General features: G+C 62.6%; 26 protein-coding genes and 2 tRNA genes. 14 read left to right on the forward strand and 14 right to left on the reverse strand.

Annotated features, from left to right (window positions below; all coding sequences use genetic code 11):
- Positions 1-344 precede the first annotated feature (344 nt).
- Positions 345-716 carry a hypothetical protein gene (locus tag QM996_RS09340; protein WP_500270186.1) on the forward strand — a complete coding sequence of 124 codons (372 nt, stop codon included), beginning with the start codon at positions 345-347 and terminating at the stop codon, positions 714-716.
- Positions 717-1,066: 350 nt separating this feature from the next.
- On the opposite strand, the gene QM996_RS09345 is transcribed toward QM996_RS09340, so the two are convergent.
- On the reverse strand, positions 1,067-1,234 hold the full coding sequence (locus tag QM996_RS09345) for a hypothetical protein (RefSeq protein ID WP_500270187.1): 168 nt from the start codon (positions 1,232-1,234) through the stop codon (positions 1,067-1,069).
- A gap of 248 nt (positions 1,235-1,482) precedes the next feature.
- Between QM996_RS09345 and QM996_RS09350 the strand changes: the two genes are divergently transcribed.
- The 3 genes from QM996_RS09350 to QM996_RS09360 all read left to right on the forward strand — a co-directional run bounded on the left by QM996_RS09350 (position 1,483) and on the right by QM996_RS09360 (position 3,124).
- Complete coding sequence (locus QM996_RS09350) at positions 1,483-2,433, forward strand: hypothetical protein (RefSeq protein ID WP_500270188.1); 951 nt, start codon at positions 1,483-1,485, stop codon at positions 2,431-2,433.
- Positions 2,434-2,553: 120 nt separating this feature from the next.
- On the forward strand, positions 2,554-2,691 hold the full coding sequence (locus QM996_RS09355; protein WP_500270189.1) for a hypothetical protein: 138 nt from the start codon (positions 2,554-2,556) through the stop codon (positions 2,689-2,691).
- A gap of 130 nt (positions 2,692-2,821) precedes the next feature.
- Positions 2,822-3,124, forward strand: a complete 303-nt coding sequence (locus QM996_RS09360) for a cupin domain-containing protein (RefSeq protein WP_500270190.1) — start codon at positions 2,822-2,824, stop codon at positions 3,122-3,124.
- Between the two features lie 105 nt (positions 3,125-3,229).
- Here the strand turns inward: QM996_RS09360 and QM996_RS09365 are convergent, their stop codons facing one another.
- The 4 genes from QM996_RS09365 to QM996_RS09380 all read right to left on the reverse strand — a co-directional run bounded on the left by QM996_RS09365 (position 3,230) and on the right by QM996_RS09380 (position 5,848).
- A complete protein-coding gene (locus tag QM996_RS09365) occupies positions 3,230-3,835 on the reverse strand; it encodes a hypothetical protein (RefSeq protein ID WP_500270191.1) in 606 nt (201 codons plus the stop codon).
- A gap of 97 nt (positions 3,836-3,932) precedes the next feature.
- On the reverse strand, positions 3,933-4,628 hold the full coding sequence (locus tag QM996_RS09370; protein ID WP_500270192.1) for a helix-turn-helix domain-containing protein: 696 nt from the start codon (positions 4,626-4,628) through the stop codon (positions 3,933-3,935).
- Complete coding sequence (locus tag QM996_RS09375; protein WP_500270193.1) at positions 4,618-5,154, reverse strand: hypothetical protein; 537 nt, start codon at positions 5,152-5,154, stop codon at positions 4,618-4,620. Before QM996_RS09375 ends, QM996_RS09370 begins: the two co-directional genes overlap by 11 nt.
- On the reverse strand, positions 5,075-5,848 hold the full coding sequence (locus QM996_RS09380) for a hypothetical protein (protein WP_500270194.1): 774 nt from the start codon (positions 5,846-5,848) through the stop codon (positions 5,075-5,077). Before QM996_RS09380 ends, QM996_RS09375 begins: the two co-directional genes overlap by 80 nt.
- A gap of 386 nt (positions 5,849-6,234) precedes the next feature.
- Between QM996_RS09380 and QM996_RS09385 the strand changes: the two genes are divergently transcribed.
- Together QM996_RS09385 and QM996_RS09390 are read left to right on the forward strand one after the other, a co-directional pair.
- On the forward strand, positions 6,235-6,885 hold the full coding sequence (locus QM996_RS09385) for a S24 family peptidase (RefSeq protein ID WP_500270195.1): 651 nt from the start codon (positions 6,235-6,237) through the stop codon (positions 6,883-6,885).
- 76 nt (positions 6,886-6,961) lie between these two features.
- Complete coding sequence (locus tag QM996_RS09390) at positions 6,962-7,198, forward strand: hypothetical protein (RefSeq protein ID WP_500270196.1); 237 nt, start codon at positions 6,962-6,964, stop codon at positions 7,196-7,198.
- A 221-nt stretch (positions 7,199-7,419) separates the two neighbouring features.
- Here the strand turns inward: QM996_RS09390 and QM996_RS09395 are convergent, their stop codons facing one another.
- Entirely contained in the window at positions 7,420-7,668 is a 249-nt protein-coding gene (locus QM996_RS09395; RefSeq protein WP_500270197.1) for a hypothetical protein, read from the reverse strand.
- A gap of 257 nt (positions 7,669-7,925) precedes the next feature.
- Here QM996_RS09395 and QM996_RS09400 point away from each other — a divergent pair, with 257 nt between their 5' ends.
- From QM996_RS09400 to QM996_RS09410, 3 genes are all read left to right on the forward strand, one after another.
- The gene (locus QM996_RS09400; protein WP_500270198.1) at positions 7,926-8,342 is read left to right on the forward strand and encodes a hypothetical protein; all 417 of its coding nucleotides are present in this window, start codon (positions 7,926-7,928) and stop codon (positions 8,340-8,342) included.
- Positions 8,339-8,548 carry a hypothetical protein gene (locus QM996_RS09405; RefSeq protein ID WP_500270199.1) on the forward strand — a complete coding sequence of 70 codons (210 nt, stop codon included), beginning with the start codon at positions 8,339-8,341 and terminating at the stop codon, positions 8,546-8,548. Before QM996_RS09400 ends, QM996_RS09405 begins: the two co-directional genes overlap by 4 nt.
- Positions 8,549-8,674: 126 nt before the next feature.
- Complete coding sequence (locus QM996_RS09410) at positions 8,675-9,079, forward strand: hypothetical protein (protein ID WP_500270200.1); 405 nt, start codon at positions 8,675-8,677, stop codon at positions 9,077-9,079.
- Positions 9,080-9,229: 150 nt separating this feature from the next.
- Here QM996_RS09410 and QM996_RS09415 read toward each other — a convergent pair whose 3' ends face one another.
- The 4 genes from QM996_RS09415 to QM996_RS09430 all read right to left on the reverse strand — a co-directional run bounded on the left by QM996_RS09415 (position 9,230) and on the right by QM996_RS09430 (position 11,616).
- Complete coding sequence (locus QM996_RS09415) at positions 9,230-9,385, reverse strand: entericidin (protein WP_500270201.1); 156 nt, start codon at positions 9,383-9,385, stop codon at positions 9,230-9,232.
- Between the two features lie 470 nt (positions 9,386-9,855).
- Complete coding sequence (locus tag QM996_RS09420) at positions 9,856-10,272, reverse strand: hypothetical protein (protein ID WP_500270202.1); 417 nt, start codon at positions 10,270-10,272, stop codon at positions 9,856-9,858.
- A 155-nt stretch (positions 10,273-10,427) separates the two neighbouring features.
- Positions 10,428-10,778 (reverse strand): hypothetical protein, encoded by a 351-nt coding sequence (locus QM996_RS09425; RefSeq protein WP_500270203.1) that lies wholly within the window; start codon positions 10,776-10,778, stop codon positions 10,428-10,430.
- A 130-nt stretch (positions 10,779-10,908) separates the two neighbouring features.
- Positions 10,909-11,616 carry an FkbM family methyltransferase gene (locus QM996_RS09430; RefSeq protein ID WP_500270204.1) on the reverse strand — a complete coding sequence of 236 codons (708 nt, stop codon included), beginning with the start codon at positions 11,614-11,616 and terminating at the stop codon, positions 10,909-10,911.
- Positions 11,617-11,885: 269 nt separating this feature from the next.
- Here QM996_RS09430 and QM996_RS09435 point away from each other — a divergent pair, with 269 nt between their 5' ends.
- Both QM996_RS09435 and QM996_RS09440 read left to right on the forward strand, forming a co-directional pair.
- Positions 11,886-12,863, forward strand: a complete 978-nt coding sequence (locus QM996_RS09435) for a glycosyltransferase family 2 protein (protein WP_500270280.1) — start codon at positions 11,886-11,888, stop codon at positions 12,861-12,863.
- 279 nt (positions 12,864-13,142) lie between these two features.
- The gene (locus QM996_RS09440) at positions 13,143-13,409 is read left to right on the forward strand and encodes a dynamin (protein ID WP_500270205.1); all 267 of its coding nucleotides are present in this window, start codon (positions 13,143-13,145) and stop codon (positions 13,407-13,409) included.
- Positions 13,410-13,553: 144 nt separating this feature from the next.
- Here the strand turns inward: QM996_RS09440 and QM996_RS09445 are convergent, their stop codons facing one another.
- On the reverse strand, positions 13,554-13,925 hold the full coding sequence (locus QM996_RS09445) for an Imm8 family immunity protein (protein ID WP_500270206.1): 372 nt from the start codon (positions 13,923-13,925) through the stop codon (positions 13,554-13,556).
- A 98-nt stretch (positions 13,926-14,023) separates the two neighbouring features.
- Here QM996_RS09445 and QM996_RS09450 point away from each other — a divergent pair, with 98 nt between their 5' ends.
- Positions 14,024-14,275 carry a hypothetical protein gene (locus tag QM996_RS09450; protein ID WP_500270207.1) on the forward strand — a complete coding sequence of 84 codons (252 nt, stop codon included), beginning with the start codon at positions 14,024-14,026 and terminating at the stop codon, positions 14,273-14,275.
- Positions 14,276-14,435: 160 nt separating this feature from the next.
- Here the strand turns inward: QM996_RS09450 and QM996_RS09455 are convergent, their stop codons facing one another.
- On the reverse strand, positions 14,436-14,696 hold the full coding sequence (locus QM996_RS09455) for a DUF1127 domain-containing protein (RefSeq protein WP_500270208.1): 261 nt from the start codon (positions 14,694-14,696) through the stop codon (positions 14,436-14,438).
- Between the two features lie 611 nt (positions 14,697-15,307).
- On the opposite strand from QM996_RS09455, the gene QM996_RS09460 reads away from it, so the two are divergent.
- The gene (locus tag QM996_RS09460; RefSeq protein ID WP_500270209.1) at positions 15,308-15,565 is read left to right on the forward strand and encodes a hypothetical protein; all 258 of its coding nucleotides are present in this window, start codon (positions 15,308-15,310) and stop codon (positions 15,563-15,565) included.
- A 46-nt stretch (positions 15,566-15,611) separates the two neighbouring features.
- On the opposite strand, the gene QM996_RS09465 is transcribed toward QM996_RS09460, so the two are convergent.
- Positions 15,612-15,687, reverse strand: a tRNA-Lys gene (locus QM996_RS09465).
- Positions 15,688-16,063: 376 nt separating this feature from the next.
- Between QM996_RS09465 and QM996_RS09470 the strand changes: the two genes are divergently transcribed.
- Positions 16,064-16,139, forward strand: a tRNA-Lys gene (locus QM996_RS09470).
- A gap of 76 nt (positions 16,140-16,215) precedes the next feature.
- On the opposite strand, the gene QM996_RS09475 is transcribed toward QM996_RS09470, so the two are convergent.
- Positions 16,216-17,133 (reverse strand): PhzF family phenazine biosynthesis protein, encoded by a 918-nt coding sequence (locus tag QM996_RS09475; RefSeq protein WP_500270210.1) that lies wholly within the window; start codon positions 17,131-17,133, stop codon positions 16,216-16,218.
- Positions 17,134-17,204: the final 71 nt, after the last annotated feature.

Below are 17,204 nucleotides of genomic sequence, written 5' to 3' on the forward strand. Positions count from 1 at the left end.
CTAGAACATCCTTTGTCCGTTCAAAACTGCTTATCCCCTTCGCTCAGGGGACTACAACATCTTGTAGAAGGATAAGAGAACCCTCCCCTCGCCAATGGTCTGAAAAGAGGGATTTAGGTCGGTCGGTGGCGGGCTGACAGGGAATGTCACGATTCGGGGAAGGGAGTCACGATCTCCAATAACCCTTGAGGATACTGAACAATCCGGAATTATGGTCGCAACGGCCACCGGCGTGGTGAACGACCGTGTCGCCCAACAGGATTCTGCGTCCTGAGGTTGAAATTCTGCTTCAGTTGCTTTTTTGATGGCAGAGGCGATCGTTGCTCCAAAGCCTGGAGACTTCAATGGATATGACTACCCCCAGCGGGCAGCTTTCTGGCCTGTCCTTCTTGGTGTTTTGGGTGTTGCTGGCGATCCTGCTCTTTAGCGGCGTGCGTCAGGGGTTGAGTGCAGGGCCAAAGGACGATGATCGGTCCAGCGCGCAGGATCGTTCTGTTGGACGCAGAGCTCGATATCTCTTGGAAGACGACAGAGAGCGTCGAGTTGCGGGGCTGGCTGTCGAGGCCAAAGCCAAATCCTATTTCGCGCGCCGCATCGGTAAAATCCATCTGGCAGCGCTGGCCTTCTTCGCCGTGACGACATTGCTTCTGACGATCTGGAATCTGCATGAGGCCAAGATGCACCGGGCATCTCAAATCCAAGCCACATCGCCGTAGCAACAGGTTAAATGAGCGATTTGGTGGCAGATGCGACTAATTCCCAAGAAATGTCGCCAAGGTGCTGATGGTGTCGGATTATTCAGCGGCAAGCGCGACCGACGGACGTGCGGCCGGAAATCTGGGCAGAATTCTCGGCACCAGGGCATTCGGATTGGAATAGCGTCGACTTGTTCGGCGTTCCTCGCCCGGCCGTCGAGGCACGAGGACGGGGCGGCCCGGCTTCTTTCGTGGCTTGGTAACCTTTTCATTGAACTCCCGAACGCCGTCGAAATCCCACTTGAAGGATAGATAGGCATCCCGATCCTCCTCTCAGACGGTCAACCCACAAGACCAGGTTCTCCATGACCTCAAAGCCGGGAAGCCCTGTAGTAGCCGACGAGATCGCTGACGATCTTCTGCTTGTTCGGATGGAGCATCTTGAAGATTTCCTTGATGTGCTCCTTCTTCCATTGCCGGGTGTCGCCGACTATGCTGCGGCATGTCGTTGGGCCGATGCGACGGCCAATCCCCAGCATCCTGCGGAATTTTTGTCGGTCCGCCATTAATGCGCCGGCAACGGTCTGTCATGCGAACCCCCTAAATATGGTTACTCCCTGAGCGAACGGGATAAGCGGTCGTTCAAATAAGCGCGCAAAGAAACCTCCAGCATCTGGAATTCCGCGCAGAAATTGAAGTATAGTCGACACCACTATCGGCGGGCATAAATTCGGGTTGAAATTACAACTATACTATTTTCAATCTCGAAATACTTCGGAGCTCCACTTTGCTCATCTACGCGGACGAAAACCTCGAGGTCATCCATCGCCCGGGCGCCTCGCCTTACCTTTTGATCACCTTCAACGAAATGGAAATGCAGGCAAACGGCAGCCGCTACTGGGGCCAGCGCTTTTGCGAGAAAGCGGATATCGCCGCCCTCGGCTTCATCAGCCGCCGTCCCAACTGGTTTCCGGCCGCAAGCGTGGTCAGGGCGGTCGAGGCCGCGGCACCGATCCTGCGTGCAGCACCCGAGCGCATCCTCTACGGCCATTCCCAGGGTGGCTATGCCGCCCTTCGCTACCGCCGGCGCTTCAATGCCACCACGGCCATCGCCTTCTGCCCGCAGCTCTCCATCGATCCCCAGGCCGTGCCTTTCGATGGCCGCTTTAGCCGCCATTTCGCGCCTGACCTGCACGCCAATATGGGCATCGCGCCCGATCATGCCGCCGGCCGCGCCTATCTCTTCTACGATCCGTTCCACGCCGTCGACCGTCGGCATGCGGAGCGGATCGCCGCGTTGCAGGCGGAGACGCACCTTGTCCCCGTGCACATGACCGGCCACGGCACCGTCCGGGCCTTCACCGGCACGGCCCGCGCGCTGTCGCTCATCGAGGCCTGCCGCGCCGACGACCGCGCCGGCCTGCGCACCCTTGCCCGCAACGCCCGGGTCGACGCGCCCATGCGCCCCTACCAGATCGCCGTCACGGCCATCGCCCGCCACCCGGCCTTGGCCGATCGCCTCCATGCCCGCATCGGCCATGGCTTCTCGCTGGTCGAGCGGATCAACTTCCTCTATCACCGCGCCAACCGCCACATCCGCGACGGCAATCTGATGACGGCGCGCGCCATGCTGACGGACGCACTGTCGCTGCAGCCCGACAACCCCGCCCTCAAGCATCGCCTGAAAGACCTCGACGCCCGCATCGCCCGCGAAGAAAAGCTGGCGAACGCTTCCTGAGGCGGCGGTCGATCATGCTATTAACGGAAATTTCTTTTTAATTCAGATGTGTAAGCCGCGTGCCGCAGGTCTTCAAACTGCGGCCGCCCGCCCCGGCAAGAGTGCGAAAGGATGTTTGCGATGAGCAGCATGGAAACGAAAGAATTCATCCTCGCCGGCGTCGTCATGAAGCGCCTGCTCGCCGGCAGCCAGACCAACGGCCAGTTCTGCCTGTTTGAAAATGTCAGCGGGGGCGATACTACTGCATGTTTCCTTTAATCGTAGCCGATTAAAGGACAAAAACATGCAGCACTTCAAAGTGCTACAGCGACCTTTGCGCGTCTGATAAGACGCGCGGCGCTGTAGGACACCGATCCACGTACATGAGGGCGACGATGAAACCGTCTATATGCTCGAGGGCGAAATGACGGCGGTGATCGACGGCACCCCGCACCGGCTGACCGCTGGCCAGAGCATCTTTCTCATGCGCGGGGTGCCGCACCAATTGATCAATATCAGCCGACGGCCGGCGCGTTATATCTTGATCGGCACACCGGCGATCTTCGACCGGTTCCTGGAAGAGGCCGGCCGCGAACGCCGGCCAGGCGAAGCGGCCGAACCGCCGACGCCCGAGCAGCTTGATCGACTGCGCACGGCATCGTCGAAATTCGGCATCACCTTGCTGGACGACTGGCCCGATCAAGGTCGGTGATGGCGCCAGGCTGCCTGCCTCGCGGAAACCTCCCGCAGGACCCGGCTTCGGCGCTCCACCTGCGCGGAGAAAGACGTCGCCGTGGCGCCGGGCACGCAGGGCACCTCACCCCACCTCCTTCTCCCGCGACAGCCCCAGGTGCCAGTGCAGCTCGGTCAGCCCGCGTTTCAGCCAGGCAAGCTGCGGTTCGGGCATGGTGCGCAGCATCTCGTAGTCCATGATGCAGACGTTGAAGACCGTCGTCTTCACCTGCGGTCCGTCCTTGAGTTTCAAAAGCACGCCTTCCAGTTCCATCATCCGGTTCGCCGCCTGGCGGGCGCTCCTGGCGCGCTCGGCGCTGGTCTCGCCGGCAAAGCCCTTGACGCTGAAGAGCGACTGCGCCCTGACGCTCGGAAAGGGAATGCCCGTGAGGCTGTAATAGCGCGCCATCTGCCGGGCATACTCGTCTCCGGCCTCGCGCTCATGCGCCGTCAGCTTGCCGTCGAGGAACATGCGGCCGAGCGTGTAGCCGGCAAAGGGGCTCGCCACGTCGACGTCGCGCCTGCCGGAAAAATGCATGCGCTTGCGCGCGTCGAGCGCCACGGAGCGCGCCTCCCGCTCGGTCTCACCGTGCTTGATCTGCCCGCCGGGATAGCGCGCCACATCGGCCTTGCGTGGCCGGCCCGCCCGGCTGGCGCGCTTGATGCGGATGCGTTCTGCCTTGGATGTCATCGTGTCGTTTCCTCGTTTCATTCGCTCATCATGGCCGCCGGCCGGTTTCGCCCGGCCCGGCGTGGATGCAGGATCGGCTAAAGATCGGAAGGTTGCCTCATCGGCTGGCGCCGCACCTGTTCACCGCATGCAGCACCGACGTATGGTCGCGGCGGAAGATGCGGCCGAGCGCCGGCAGCGACAGATCCTTGCGCTCCTCGTAGACGGCCGCCATGCAGCGATGGCGCGGCTCGACCAGGCGCCGCTCGCGACCGACGCCGATGATCTCCTCCCAGGTGATGCCGGGATAGGCGCTAAGCACGTCCTCGATAATCTCCCGCACCGGCCGTCGGCCGAAGAGATCGCCGCCCGCCGCATCCGCCGCCCCGCAAATCACCCGCGCCTGCGAGAGAAGCCGCGCCTCGGCGTCGGCGAGCGCCAGTTCCAGCTCCGATATCCGCCGCGCCTGCGCCCGCACCTGAACTGCGACGATGCCGGCGAGATCCTCAAGCGTCGCGCCGGGTGCCGCCTCGCCGCCGGCCACGGCCATCCCGGTCAAACCCTCTGCATGCGCATCGCCCGGCCCCGCCGCCCCGTGTCCGGTCGTGTCGCCCGCCGGCGTCCGCCGCTTCCCCGGGGTGCTGGCGCCGGGCTCCTGTCCACCGCGCTGGCGGCGCCCCCTGCCCGCGGCAGCGGCACCATCGGCGGCGGCACCGTCCACCCCGGGCACCGCCCTCGCCGTCGCCGCACCATTGCCCGCGGCCCTGCCGGTGACCGCCTCACCCGTTGCCAATTCCGCTACCTCAGGCTGCATGGTGGATCTCCCTGGTTGCCGGCGTGCTTCCGGTCTGGCTCGCGGCCTTGGCTGCTCTATGCGTCTGGCGAAACGCTTCGAGCCGCGCGCGAACACGGGCGCGACTGGCCTCCGAACGGCCGCCATTCAGGCTGTCGAGCGCGGCGACCGTCTCGCGCTTGCGCGCAAGCTCCGCCCGCATGCTCAGCGCCTCAGCCCTTGCCAGCGCCGCCAGCACCGGCGGCTTCGGGATCGTGCCGAGCAGCACGTTGGCGTTGGCAGCATAGTCGCCGCGGATCAGCTTCTGCGTCGCAGCCGCGAGCCCGCAGCCCGGCACGCCGGCGAGCGCATAGTGGTAGACGGCGAGGATCTTCTTCGGCTCGATCCCCTGCGGCATGGTCATGCCGGCCGTCTGCATCGCATCGAGGCTGCGCAACACCGCCGCTTCGCTGGCCGGCGCCAGCCGTTCAGTGAGCGCGGTAATCTCCCGGCTCAAGGTCGAAAGCCGGGCCTCCGCCGGCAAGGTCATCATCTCCGAATGCGTCATCGTCTCGGTTTCCTTTGAGTTCGTTTTCAATGGCTTGCCTGCATTCCCGCTGGTGGCGGGCAAAGGCGGTCTCGTGCGGCGGGGCCTGCTGGCGAGAGCCGCGTCGCGGCGGTCCGGCGTCACCGGCCGGGTTCCGCGCACCCGGCCGGCCTGCGGCGCGGGGCGGAAGCGCCGGCCGGCCGGCATTGCGCATCCAGTTCCGCCACGTCGCCGCCCAGTCGAGCTTGGTGGCGTTGCGGCCGGACTTGGCGGTCCAGTAGTCGCGAAACTTGTCGAATTCGATCGCCGCCTCGGCCGATCCGAAACCGAGCCCGGCGGCGAAGTCCCAGTCGGGCACGAAGCTCGCCGGCAACCGGCTGGCCCTGCGCTGGCCCCGTGGGGCCCGCGCCGCATCGGCTTCCTGCCGGTGAAGACGGAGTTGATCGCCGCCGCCTTCCGGAGTCGTGTCGGGAGAGTTAGTTTCTTTAGGGGGTGCGGGGGAGCTTTCTTTATCAGAGAGGGGGTTGACGCCGGTCGCCGTGACATCGCGTGACGTCACGCGCGCCCTGTGACGCTGCTGCCGCTCGCGATCGCTGGCCCGCCGCCGCTCGATCTCCGATTGCTGTCCGGCTTCGGCGGCGCGCACGGCGCCAAGGATCATCTCCGGCGATGCACCGGACTGAACCAAGGCTTCGACGATCGCGGTGATGCGCATGGTCGCTACTCCCCGCTCGGCCGGGTCGGCCGGCATGCGGCCCCGACTGCCCCGCCGCTTGCCGAAACGTCGGCGCCGCAACGAGGCCGCAGCGAAACCGGCGGGGCACCATCGCCCTTGCTTTCCCGGGCAAGTCCGCCCTGCCCTGCAACCCTTTTGAGACCGTCCTGCACCATGCCTTTTCCCATGCGTTCGCGTTTGGCCGCTCCGTCCGGCACGGCCATTCCATCGCGCTTGCGCGCCAATGCGGTTATCTTCTTACCGCCGCCCTGATGGGCGGACCCCGCTCATTTCCGTTGACATCCTATTCGTAGTAGGATTTCCTAGATTCATCAAGAGGAAATTTCCTATTGGACGTCAGAAACGGAATCTGGGATGCCAGTGCCATGGACGAATTGCGCCGCCTTATCCGGGAAGCAGTCGAAGCGAAGAAGACGACCTACAAGGATCTGTCGATCGCGATCGCGAAGAACCATGCCTATATCCAGCAGTTCGTGGAGCGCGAGACGCCGCGGGAATTGCGCGAGCGCGACGCCCGCACGATCGTCGATCTGATCCAGGGCGCACCGGCCGCCGGCGAGGCGTCCCCGAGGCGCGCGCCCGGCTTCGCACCGCAGATCGTGCCCGGCGAACAGCTCGTCGGTCATCGCGACCTGCCGATCTTCGCCGCCGCGCAGGGCGGCGACGGCCACGTCATCGTCACCTTCGATGCGGTCGAATATGTCAAGCGCCCCTCGGTACTCGAAGGGGTCCGGGGCGCCTACGGCATCTACCTCACCGGCAGCTCGATGATCCCGGCCTATGAACCCGGCGACATGGCGCTCGTCCACCCGCATCTGCCGCCGGCGCGCGACAAGGACGTGGTGCTCTATCACGTGCCGCCCGCCAACGACGCCGAAGCGATCATCAAGCGGCTGGTCTCCTTCAACGACCGCGAATGGACGCTCCGGCAGTACAACCCCTTCCTGGAATTCACCGAGAGCCGGGTCGAGTGGTCCTTCTGCCACCGGGTCGTCGGCAAGTACAGCGCCCGGTAGCCTACCAGGCCAGAGCGGAAATATTCCCGCCTATTCAAGGCGTTATGTCGTTCACCGGCAAATGATGCGAACCTCGATGATCGCACAGGAGAAAAACGACAAGCGACCGGACCTGGCCGACACCCCCCAATCGCCGACAGGGACGGGAAATACGGCGCCTGTCAAAACCACCCTCATTCCTGTGCTTGTCACAGGAATCCAGCAGCGCCGTATCTACGGCGCGAAAGAGTTCCTTCACGCGAAAGACTTCGCGTGGCTGGATCCCCGCCACAAGGGCGAGGATGACGGAGGGTGGGATAGCCCTTCCGGCTAGAGCATCCTGTTCAAGTGGTATCACTTGAAAGCGGAAAGATACTCTAGAATCAAAGTGCTAGAGTGTCCTTTGTGCGTTCATAGCGTTCATATGAACGCACGGCACTCTAGACGGCGATATTGAGGGGGTCCAATGGACCGCTCCACACACCAACACATCATAGCGCCGTCCGTGCTACGGCGGCTTGGCTTCGTAACCACGGAGCCCACCGCCGCGGCACCTCACGCCGCCATCCCCTCCTCGATCTCCATCGGCAGATCACCCGACATGAAGAGCAGCGTGGCGTCCTCGAACTCCCCGGTCGCAAGATCGCCCGAGCGGCTGAAGGCGACGACGCCCACCTTGGTTGCCGCCAGCCTTTCGGCCAGCCGCACCGCCTGCTCGGCCCCGGTTGCCTGCACCGGATTGTCGGCGATGAGCGCCCCGCGGCTCCCCAGCGTGAAGCTCTGAACGACGAAATAGGTGATCATCCCATGCTCCTTTCCGCCACCTGGAATGGCGGCCCCAAGGTGGCGCAATCATCCGAACAAAACAAGAACAAATAATCACCTATCGACAACTCGCCGCGGCGGTCGCGAAGAAAATTCCTGCCGGCCGTGCCTTTCCTATTGACCGACAAATAGGATTTTTCCTATATTCTCACCATGACGAAACCGGAGGGACCGACGGCAACCCGAAAGGGCCGCCTGAGCGCACCTCGAACGGACCGAGGTGAAGGATGCCTGACGTGTTGATCGCGGACGCCATGAGGGGCACCGCGCCGTTCCTTCAGGGACGCGAGATCATTCTCGCCGTCATGACACTCGGCGCCGGCTATTTTTGCGAGGAAACCGACACCCTCGGCACGACCTACAGGACCGCTGCCGACTGGCTTCGGACGCATGATGGCGAGCATGTCGCAAGGCTGATCCGCTTCGATCTCGACGCGCTCCACGGCGAGGACGTCACCGAGACGGTCGCCGACGCCTGGCTCGACGGCTACGACCTGACTCCCGAGGAGGAACACAGGCTGCCGGCCTTTGTCCGCACCTCCGACGCCTGGGATCGATGGTGCGCGGATTTCGCGGCGCAGCGGCCACCCTATAGCCAGGCCGCGCACGGCACGCTCAACCACCGCCAGCAGTTCGGTTGCGATCTCGGATGACCGCGACGCTCGACAAATCCGCCCTCTTCGCCGCCATGGAAGCCTTCTGGGAAGCCGAAGGCGGCAACGAGCATGGCGTGGAAGCCGCGATATCGGCCTATCTGCAGCGCCTCAACCTCACCGCTTTCAACGACATGGCCAGGCGCAAGCGCGCCGAACTGGCCGCGGCAACCGCGCGGCCTCCTGGAGCGCCACGCGTTTCATAAGAGACACGGCGCTCCAGATCCGCTCGCGGGAATTGCGACGGAGCAAAAATACCCAAATTTGGCAATCATCATTAATTTGCAAAAATGCTAATAAAGCGAGCGGGGAGCACAAAGAGGAGAGATTCGATGCCGCGCCTTGCCCATCTTTATTTCAAGACCGCAATCATTTTCCTGATCATCGGCCTGACGATCGGTCTGCACATGGCCATCAGCCAGGACCACGCTGCCACGCCGGCGCACGCCCATACGAACCTGCTCGGCTGGGTCACGATGGCGATCTTCGGCATCTACTATGCGCTCAACCCGGCCAAGGCCGAGCGCCGGCTGGCGATGATCCAGTATTACGTCTACACGTCAGGCGTCGCCGTGCTCGTTCCCTCGCTTTATCTGATGGTCACCGGCAGGCCCGAGATCGAACCCATCGTCGCCGCAGCCTCGATCGTCGCCTTCATCGGCGTGCTGCTCTTTGCCGTCGTGATCTTTTCCAGCGGCGAAACGGTTGCCCAGCCGAGCGCATTGCGGCCGCGATAACGCCGGGCCGGAGCGCCGTGCTTTCGGACGAACGCACCAAGGTCGCTCTGGCACTTTGATTCCAGAGCATCTTTCCGCTTTCACGCGAATCCGCTCGAAGGCGGAAGGTCAATGCAGGACAGGCGGAAGTGTCCTTTCCTGCATTGCGCCCTACTTCGAGGTCGACTTCAGCACCCGGTGCGTCGCGTCGTCGAGTGCGTGGCCGGTCTCGACACTATCCTGGCGAAAACCGCGGGCCGTGTTGCCACAGGCGGTCACGGCAAGAAGCACCAGGCAGAGGACCATGAGCATCGTCTTTGACATCATCGTCTCCGTCGGTTCCTCCTACGGCGCCGCGCGTCTTATCAGACGCATCAGACGCGCAAAGGTCGCCGTAGCACTTTGATTCGCTGCAAGTCTTCGTCCTTAAATCGAGGTCGATTCAAGGAGACATCCAGGAACGGAAATGCGGCGCAGCATGACAAAGTCAATCGGCCCTCACCAAAACCGGGCGCGGCGGGCGCGACGGCGATTGCCCCGCCGGCCCCGCCCCGTCTCGGGATTTATTTTGGCAAGCGTACCGGAATCGCCGAATCAGGCCTTCCCCCGGCGGGCGGATGCGCGTTAGCTTCCGTACCGCGCAGTACGTTCTTTCTGGACTGCGCTTCCCCGCACCCCGAGCCATTTTGGGTGCCTGCTTGCCCCGCCCTCGTGCGGGGCTCTCTTTTTCGGCCGCCTGTGACGGCAGGCCAGTCGGCCTTGAACTCAGCCGCCCCTGAATTTGGGCGACCTTGACCTCAATCGACCTTGAACACGGCGTCGCCGACAAAGACGATGACATATTGCCCGCCTTCGCCCTCGCGCGCCCAGCGCCGCAGCGTCTCGGCATAGGGCCCCTGCTTCCAGATCTCCGGAAAATCCGGATCGACGAGGACGGTGATCTGCGGCCCCTGCCGATAGATCATCATGCGCGAGCGCGCCGGATCCCAGGCATCACCCAGCGCCGCATCCGTACGCCAGAGGCAGAGGAAATCGCGGCAGAGCTGCGGCCGCTGTTCGTAGATCCGGCACCCCTCACCGTCGATGCAATGCCGGCACCAGTCGTTCGCCGGCTTGGCCAACGCGTCGATATCGGGCAGCCGGCAGCAAAGGGTGCAGGTGCCGCAGGCGCGCTCGCCGAGCGGCGTGAATGTCGAAGAGGCCGGAGTGATCATCGGCGGACGCTATAACACATTGCCCCTGCGCAGGCGAAGGGATCGGCAGACTTCCCGCATCGCCCTGAACCGGGCACTGGCCCGGGCACGGCCATCACGCCGCCGCCGACAGCGCCTCGACCGCGGTGGATGCGCGGTCGCGACAAGGAGGCGCCTTAGCGGATGCGCGGGCAACCGCGGCGGTTGGCGAGATCGATCCTGGCGTATTCACCACGCCGTCCGATGCCTTCGACGACGATCCGGTTGCGGCTCATGCCGGCGATCTCCGGATCGCGCATGCCGTAGCCATAGGCGCGGCGGATGGCCTGACGGGGGCTGCAGCCGCGCCGCGGTCTATAGTAGTCGTCGTCGTCGTCATAGCGGCGGTAGTCGCGATAATCGCCGTCGTCGCCGCGCGGGCCGATATAGAGGTCCAGGGACTGCGCCGGCGATACCGAAGGCAGCGCGGTAACGGCGCCGACAGCGATCACGGCCATGGCCAGAAGCTTGCTGATTGTGTGTGTCATATCTTTCTCCTCCACTCGCTACCCGTTGAGTGGACCCCAAGGTTAGCGAAGTGAACATGAATGCAGGAGTAACAAACGACCCGCCAAAAAGTTGCGCGGTCGCGTTGGCGGGGTGGGAAATCGGCTGGTTTCAAGCGCGATTCCGGTGGAAATGGAAGGTCTTGCGGTCGGTCTCGCCCTGGCGGAAGCCCTTGGCCGCGAGAATCGCCTTCAATTCCTCGACCTTCGCCTCGCCGATGATATGCGGGTGCAGTTCCACCAGGATATCCCTGACCGAGCCGAAATCGGCGACGCGCAGCAATTCGTCCTCGCTGCCTTCGACGTCCATGATCAGCACGTCGGGACGATAGGTTCCGAGAACCTCGGAAAAGATGTCGCTTTCGATTTCCACCTTAGCGCCCGGAAGCTGGCGGTCATAGGCGCTGGAGGAAATGATGTTCTCGCTGCGGAAGAAGGAGATCTTGCGCCCGTCGGCCGTCATCGCCTTGAGCCGCAAGGCGGGCTCGATGCCGTTCAGCCGGAAGTTCTCGCGGATCAGCGGCTCCAGCGTCGCATTGGCCTCATAGGTCAGCACGTTCGAAGCGCCGCAGGTCCTTGCCGCAAGCAGCGCGATGAAGCCGACGCCGGTTCCGACCTCCAGCACCTTCGAGCCGGGCTTCAGCAGCCGAAGCAGGATGTTGCGCTCCGTGTCCTCGTAGACCTCGCGGTACATCAGGTCGCGCACGACGGCAGGAACACGCGCCCCGTCGGACACCAGCCGAATGCCGTCGATCGTCATCGTGCGCGCATTGGTAAGATAGCGGATTTTCTTCCGAATCGAACGAAGAAGGCGTTTCATGCTCTGTCCCAAGGATCTGCTCACCGCCAGTTAGTACGATTTTGCGCCCGGCGTAAGAGGGTTTGCATATTCTCGACATCTGATGCACCGCCGGCCGCGACAGCCGGAACGATGGCGGTCCGCATTTGCTTCACCGGCATTTTTGATCTAAGCCCCCGCTATATTATTCATGAAGAATACATATCGGAATGGGAATGAAAGCCATTACCTATCCTTTCAGGGATCAATCCGACGCCGAGATGATCGCGGATCGGAACCTGTTCGATCGCCTGATCACCTGGTATGAATCGGCGAAGGTCGAGCGTCGCGAACGGTCGGCGAGCCGCGACGTCGAATTGCGCTGCGTCAGCCCGCACGGGCAGACATCGCTCTATCCCGATGATCTTCCGCTGGTTTTCCTCACGCATAACGACGCCAAACTGATGCCCGGCTTTCTCGCGCATTACCGGTCGTTGGGCGTTACCCGCTTCATCTGCGTCGACGACGTCTCGACCGATGGCACGCGCGACTATCTGCTGAGCCAGCCCGATGTCGACCTGTGGGCGTCTGCGCTGCGCTACAGGGAAGCCCGGCGCGGCCGCCTCTGGCGGGAGGTGCTGTTTCAGCTCTATGGCGGCGACCGCTGGTACGTGAACGTCGATTCCGATGAATTCCTGATCTACGACGAGTACGAGAGCCGCACGCTGTGGTCGGTCATCCATGCGCTGGAGGATCTGAAGATTTCGCGGCTGCCGGCGCCGATGCTGGACATGTATCCGGTCGATCTCGGCGCCGCGGACGTCAGTCAGCTCAAAACCCGCCCGCCCTGGGAAATCGCCGATCATTTCGACAGCCGCGGCTATTCGCTGGCGACGACCCGGCGCGCCATCACCGTCAAGGGCGGCGCACGCCACCGCGAATTCGACGCGGATCTGGAACTGATCAAGTATCCGCTGATCTTCTGGGACGGGAACTGCCGCTTCGGCGCCAGCATCCATCAGCCCCTGCCCTATCAGCGCAACTTCTCCCCGGTGCTCGGCGCCCTCCTGCATTTCAAGTTCTTCGCCGACTACGAGAAGGTCTTCGAGGACGCCGTTGCCGACGGACAATATTTCGATGGTTCGGCCGCTTACGCAAAGATGACGCAAGCGCTCGCCAGCACCGGCGCGCTGCAGCTCTTCTCCCAATCCTCGGTGAAATTCGGTGGTTCGAAGCAATTGCTGCGGCTCGGTTTCATCACGCCCGTGCCCTACTGCATGTCTCCTTAAATCGACCTCGATTTAAGGACAAAGACATGCAGCAAATCAAAGTGCTACAGCGACCTTTGCGCGTCTCATAAGACGCGCGGCGCTGTAGGACGCCGCCGGCGACAAGCGCTAAAGCCTGCGCCGCATCCGGCAATGCCTCCGATAGTGAGACGAACGGGCGCCCGATCGCCGCGCGGCCGCATCGTTGGTTTTTCAACCGACCCGCGAGCTTGGCCGTTGATAATTCGACCGACCGCTCCATTTACAGCTCTGAGGCACTTAACCTGAGGAGAAGCCTGCATGAATCGAAACACAGTCATCGGCATCGTGGTTGTGATCGTGCTCATCGTTCTTGGCGTCGTGTTCCTGAAACCGGGGGCCAAGCAAGCGACCGAGACCCCGCCGGCAACGACGACGACACAGCCTTCGACGACCGAGCAAAAGCCGGCAACGCCTGACCAGTCGACGACTCAGCCCTCGACCACTCAGCCGTCGACCACAGAGCCGTCGACGACCCAACCGTCCACGACGCAGCCGTCAACAACGCAGCCGTCTACCAGCCAGTAACGGCCCAAAAACGCGACCACCCCTGCCGCACCGGCGGGCAGCGGGTGGTCGCATCAGACAAGACGGCCGAGACGCTGTGGCGTTATCGCGGCCAAGCGGCCATGCGCCGGCCGCCTGTTGGCAAGCCACCAAAGGTGCCGTGCCTCATCGGGAGCGACCGGGTTCGTATTCCCAAAGAAAGCGCTTGCGCAGTTCTTTCAGGCTTTCTTCCCAGCTGTCGCGCTGGCAAGCCGCGATCGCCTTGGTCACATGATCCCTAAGTACAGGGAAACTATATCGCGGAACCTCGATGTATCGCGTGTCCGGGGTTCTGCGAGGTCTGTTATTCGGGGTGACGACCCAAACGGAAAAACACTCCGCCCAGCAGTCTTCCTTCGTGCCGATGTCCAGTTGCAGCAGGAAGCACACGTCATCCGGCGCGGCGCGTTCGGGACCGGTGTCGTCATCGAAGTCGAACTCCGCGCCGCGCTCGAGGTCGCTGCTAAAGGCCGACTTCAGGTCGATTTCTCTGAACATCGGATGCCACCCGTCCATCTCTGACGATTGCGGGATGGGTGCCCTTCCCTTCCGGCTTGCCGATGCTATGAATCCGGCACCCGCCCATGGAGCCCCGAATGCGCGCCGTCTTCCTCTGTTCGCTGCTGCTTCTGTCGTCCTGCATGCCGCACATCCCGGAGGAGGTTCTCGACGCAAACTGGTGCAGGGACATGGCGGCGGCGAAGGCCAAAGCGACCGGTACCGGCCGCGCGAACCTCGCCGCGGCGATGATAAGGCATAACTGCGCCGCCAAGCTCGCCGCCGAACGGCAATCGGCGACGGCGGTGCCGGACCAGGACGATCCCCGGTCCGGACAACCCAAATCGTGAGCCTTGATCGATGACAGGCTTGATCGATGACAGGCACGAGGCCCGCTGCTGCATGTCTCCTTCAATCGACTTCGATTCAAGGACAAAGACATGCAGCAGATCAAAGTGCTACGGCGACCTTTGCGCGTCTGATCAGACGCGCGGCGCTGTAGAGCGGGCCTCAGTTGTGCCTGGTAACCGGATAGCCGACCGGCATTTGCCAAAGCGAAATATCGGCTATCTCAGGCTTCTTCACCGCTTCCTCCGCGCCGATATCGCGGAGCATGCGATCGGAGAGATGGCTGAGCTGGTTGAGCGTCCGGCGACGCCTCCAGGCAGCAACAAGGAAAGCGCCGACCGTGCGGCGGAAGCCGAACGTTCGAAACAGGTCGTCCATGATCGCCGGCAAGGCGCCGGCGGAGGTAAGTTGCAATTCGTGCATGATTGATCCCGCCGCCGCGAGCGGCCGGGTCCTCTAGATTATAGATGCACGCGGACACGGAATCGCGTTCCGGGGACCGGTCACATCAAGTCAAAATGGAAAATACGAAAAGGCAGAGCTCGGGTCGCGCTTATGCGCCGAAGTAACCCAGACAATTATGACGCACTCGTCGTGACGAACATGCCATTCCACCAGAGGCGAGCATCTGCACAAAATTATGATTCATCGTATGCCTCCTCTGGTTTGAGCTCCGATTTGGCGAAAATTACACAAGCTTACTTTCCGGGCAAGAGCACAATCGCAGACTGTCGGAATGACGAAACGGCTGTTGCACGGAAGCAACAGGTGGTGGTTGCGGCCCTGTCATGCGTCACGCGGCGAAACCGGGGACCATCCGGGCTGCCGCTCTTCGGCACCCGTGACCGCAGGTTCGATCTTCGACATCGTCACCGACCCGCCGGCAATGGCTTTGGCGACCCGGCGCCCCTGCCCGGTTCGCAACGAGCCTCGCCACCAAAGGGCATAGCCCTTGAAGAAACACGGCCACCGTCTGTTGCCACCTGCCTGGTTGTGGGGGACACTACACCTCACAGGGCATTCGAGGTGAAACGATGGACTTCGAGAAGATCGGTCGGGCACGGCTCATGCTGCGACTACCAAGGCACCGGAAACAGATTTCAGAGTTGAGGTTCCTGGCGCTCAACAACCTGATGGCGGCTTACGGCGTCGCTGTGATCACGCGTGACGAACTGAGAGAGCACGCGATGTCGGATGAGCCTCTGACTGTCGTCTATGAAAGCAACTGCCAGGCGATAGAAGACAAGGTGGTGATGCTTCTCACCAATATCAGCCCCCGCTTCGTCAATTGACGAGCTCCGAAACTAACGGAATTTAATCAGCGCTCTAGGAGAAATTTGGTGGGTGATCACGGGCTCGAACCGTGGACCCGCTGATTAAGAGTCAGCTGCTCTACCAACTGAGCTAATCACCCATCCGTGGCGTCGCTTTAGCGCACGGCCCGATGACACTCAAGGGGTAATCTTGTCTGTCGCCATTTAAATTACGGCCCGTTTCCAAAACCGCCGGAGCGTTCGAAATCGGCGGCCCTCTTTGAGTGCTCGCGCTTTGAGCTCCCGGTTTCCGGAGCGCGTCCCAGTGCATTGCGTCTTCCCTCCGTGAGAGGCAGAAGAGGTGTCGATCCCCAAGGGAATGCGCGCGCTGATGGTGGATAACAGCTTCTCCACAGAGCCACGTCAGCCCGGCGAAATTTTTTCAAAAGATTTTCACAAAGGCGCTGGACAAGCCAATCGAACGCCTTTATACGCCCCCTCACGACAGCGACGGGACACTCCGAAGCGGTCGCGGATGGGTGATTAGCTCAGTTGGTAGAGCAGCTGACTCTTAATCAGCGGGTCCACGGTTCGAGCCCGTGATCACCCACCAAATTTCCCCTAAAGCACTGATTAAGCTGAAACTTCCTGGACGAACGACTGCACGCCTCTAATGAGGACTCCACGCCTCAGACGTAGAGTTCGCCCGCGGCGATCTTCACCGCCTGGCCGCCGATGCGGGCGTTGCTGATCTCCCCGCCGGTGATATCGAGATGCAGGTGGATGAAGGACGGCCGTCCCATTTCCACCCCTTGCTCGACCAGCACGGGGTGATGACCGTCGACGAACTGGTCGAAATAATGGATGGCGCCGGAGAGAGCCGCCACGGCCGAGCCGGTCGCCGGGTCCTCGAGGCTGCCGGCGCCGGGCCCGAACTTGCGGGCATGGAAGCGCGCCGTGTGGTTCACCCCGCCGCGGCAATAGACGTAAGCCGATGCCAGCCGCCCCTCGGCCATCGGCGTCAGTTGTTCCCAGCGCAGCGAATCGAACTCGATCGAGGAAACCGTCCCGACATCGTGCACTGGCACCATCACGAAGGGTGCGCCGGCACTCCAGAACGAAGGTACGTGGTTCTCGAAGCCGATCTGCGAGAGTTTCAGGCTCAGGGCGTCGGCGATCGCCTGCCGGTCGAAGCGGGCATCGAGCCGCACCGACTTGCGCGGCAGGTCGAACTCGGCAAAGCTCGCGGCACCGGGCTTGAGGCGGACGGCGCAGCGCACCGGTCCCACCTTCTCCTCCAGCACCTGCACGAGATCGATCCCCTCCTCGATCGTGCCGTGCTGCGCCTCGGCAATCGCGATCGCCGCGCCAACCGTCGGATGTCCGGCAAAGGGCAGCTCCTGGCCGGGGGTAAAGATGCGGAGCTTCGCCGTATGCGCGGCGCCGCCGGGCCTGCGGATGAACACCGTTTCCGACAGGTTGAATTCCTGCGCGATCGCCTGCATCGCCGCGTCGTCCAGCCAGTCGGCGCCGAAGACCACAGCCAGTGGATTGCCTTCGAGTTGCCGGTCGGTGAAGACGTCGTAGATCGCGTAGCTCAGCGCCATTCATGTCCCCTTGCGAATATCTCGAAACTTTGCAGCGTCGTGACGCGTGCGGCAAGGCTTAAAAGCAAAGG

It is taken from the genome of Sinorhizobium chiapasense (genome assembly GCF_045277575.1).
Taxonomy (GTDB): Bacteria; Pseudomonadota; Alphaproteobacteria; order Rhizobiales; family Rhizobiaceae; genus Ensifer; species Ensifer chiapasense_A.